We start from the raw sequence: 2,506 nt of genomic DNA, 5'->3' as shown, positions 1-2,506 counted from the left end.
TGAGAACGGCGGTGCAAAATTAGACCACGGTGGCGGCGGCGAAGTGCTGCTGCGGGCGGCGTAAAAGTCGTCCACTTTGCCTTCTTTGCGCGAGCAGGGAGGGCGTGGAGATATATACCGTGGATCTTTACCTGAAGGTGCGTCTTGCTTGCGCGGGCGGCATGAGCCAGCGTGAGGCGGCGAAGCATTTCAACGTATCGCGCGACACGGTCCGCAAGATGCTGTCGTATTCGGAGCCCCCCGGTTACCGCCGGACGGCGGCGGTGCGGCGGCCCAAGCTGGAAGCGTTCGTTCCGATCATCGATGCATGGCTTGATGGTGACCGTCAGGTTCCGCGCAAGCAGCGTCATACGGCGAAGCGGGTATTTGACCGCCTTCGCGAAGAGCACGGTTTCACCGGCGGCTACACGATCATCAAGGATTACATCCGACAGCGCGAGCAGCGCAGCCGGGAGATGTTCGTGCCGCTGGCGCATGCGCCCGGCCATGCCCAGGCAGATTTTGGTGAGGCCATGGTCGAGATCGGCGGTGTTGTGCAGAAGGCGCATTTCTTCGTGCTCGATCTACCGCACAGCGACGCCTGCTACGTGCGCGCCTATCCCGCTGCCGTTGCCGAGGCATGGATGGACGGCCACGTGCACGCCTTCGCGTTTTTCGGCGCGGTGCCGCTGTCGATCGTCTACGATAACGACCGCTGCCTGGTCTCGAAGATCCTGCCCGACGGCACGAGGCAGCGCGCCCGGCTGTTCAGCGGCTTCCTGTCGCATTACCTGATCCGCGATCGTTACGGCCGTCCCGGCAGGGGGAACGACAAAGGCAGTGTTGAAGGGCTGGTCGGTTATGCTCGCCGCAACTTCATGGTGCCGATCCCCCGGTTCGCGACGTGGGAGGCGTTCAACCTGTGGCTCGAGGAGCAATGCCGCAAGCGTCAGAACGACCGGCTGCGGGGCGAGAGCGAGACGATCGGCGAGAGGCTGAAGCGCGATCTGGCGGCGATGCAGGAACTGCCGGCTGCCCCGTTCGAGGCTTGTGACCAGACCAGCGGCCAGGTCTCGTCGCAGGCGCTGGTGCGTTACCGGACCAATGATTACTCGGTGCCGGTGCGCTTCGGCCATCAGGAGGTATGGATCCGGGGCTATGTCGGCGAGGTGGTGATCGGCTGCCGGGGCGAGGTCATTGCCCGTCATGTGCGCAGCTACGAGCGCGAGGACGTGATCTTCGATCCCATCCATTACCTTCCCCTGATCGAACAGAAGATCAATGCGCTCGATCAGGCAGCGCCCCTGCAAGGCTGGCACCTGCCCGAAGCGTTTGCAACGCTGCGCCGCCTCATGGAAGCTCGTATGGGCAAGCATGGTCGGCGCGAGTATGTGCAGGTGCTGCGTCTGCTGGAGAGCTTCACGCTTGCCGATCTGCATGCGGCCGTAAAGCAGGCTCTCGATATCGGGGCGATCGGCTTTGATGCCGTGAAGCATCTCCTGCTGTGCCGGGTGGAGCGCCGACCACCCCGATTGGACATGGCGATCTATCCCTATCTGCCCAGAGCCAGGGTGGAGACGACATCGGCGCGCTCCTACATGCAGTTGCTCTCGGGCGATGCGAAGGATGCGGCATGAGCAGTCCGTCCCCCGAGCTGTTACTGGCCAGCCACCTCAAGACGCTCAAGCTACCAACCTTCCTGCGCGAGCATGACAAGCTGGCCCGGCGATGCGCGGCCGAGGGCGCAGATCACGTCCGCTACCTTGCCCGGCTTGTCGAACTGGAGCTGATCGACCGGGAACGCCGGATGGTCGAGCGCCGGATCAAGGCTGCGAAGTTCCCGGCCGCCAAGAGCCTCGACAGCTTCGACTTTGCCGCGATCCCCAAGCTCAACAAGATGCAGGTGCTGGAACTGGCACGCTGCGACTGGATCAACCGCCGCGAGAACGTCATAGCCCTTGGTCCCTCGGGAACCGGCAAGACCCATGTGGCGATCGGCCTCGGCCTTGCCGCCTGCCAGAAGGGCCTGACGGTCGGCTTCACCACCGCGTCCGCGCTGGTCAGCGCGATGATGGAGGCACGCGACGAACGCCGCCTTCTGCGCCTCCACAAGCAAATGGCCGGATACAAGCTCCTCATCATCGATGAACTGGGGTTCGTGCCGCTCTCGAAAACCGGCGCGGAACTGCTGTTCGAGCTGATCTCGCAGCGTTACGAGCGCGGCTCGACGCTGATCACCAGCAACTTGCCGTTCGACGAGTGGACCGAAACGTTCGGCTCCGAGCGCCTGACAGGCGCGCTCCTCGACCGGCTTACCCACCACGTCTCCATACTCGAGATGAACGGAGAGAGCTATCGTCTGGCCCAAAGCCAGGCGCGCAAGGCACGCTCCAACCCCTGACAGAAAAGACCATCCGTGTGTTGGCGACCCCCACTCGGGCTACGCCCTCGCGGCGCTCGCCAGCACACGGATCACCCGGCCTGATTTTGCGCCGCCCAATGGCCGACTTTTACTCCGCCGTTGACA

At 63.6% G+C, this 2,506-nt stretch carries 2 protein-coding genes; both read left to right on the top strand.

Going from position 1 to position 2,506, the window contains the following annotated elements:
* The first annotated feature begins 119 nt into the window (after positions 1–119).
* Positions 120–1,616 carry an IS21 family transposase gene (istA, locus tag SPHV1_RS00665; protein ID WP_082430708.1) on the top strand — a complete coding sequence of 499 codons (1,497 nt, stop codon included), beginning with the start codon at positions 120–122 and terminating at the stop codon, positions 1,614–1,616.
* Positions 1,613–2,380: an IS21-like element helper ATPase IstB gene (gene istB, locus SPHV1_RS00660; protein WP_054944222.1), complete on the top strand. Its 768-nt coding sequence runs from the start codon at positions 1,613–1,615 to the stop codon at positions 2,378–2,380. Before istA ends, istB begins: the two co-directional genes overlap by 4 nt.
* Positions 2,381–2,506: the final 126 nt, after the last annotated feature.

The sequence above is a fragment of the Novosphingobium sp. KN65.2 genome, assembly GCF_001368935.1.
Taxonomy (GTDB): Bacteria; Pseudomonadota; Alphaproteobacteria; order Sphingomonadales; family Sphingomonadaceae; genus Novosphingobium; species Novosphingobium mathurense.
The sequence above is the reverse complement of the archived record's forward strand: the minus strand, read 5'-3'. Positions and strand labels throughout refer to the sequence as shown.

Excerpts from the sequence above, each read along its gene's own strand:
- istB (WP_054944222.1), top strand. The coding sequence starts at position 1,613 with ATGAGCAGTCCGTCCCCCGAGCTGTTACTGGCCAGCCACCTCAAGACG.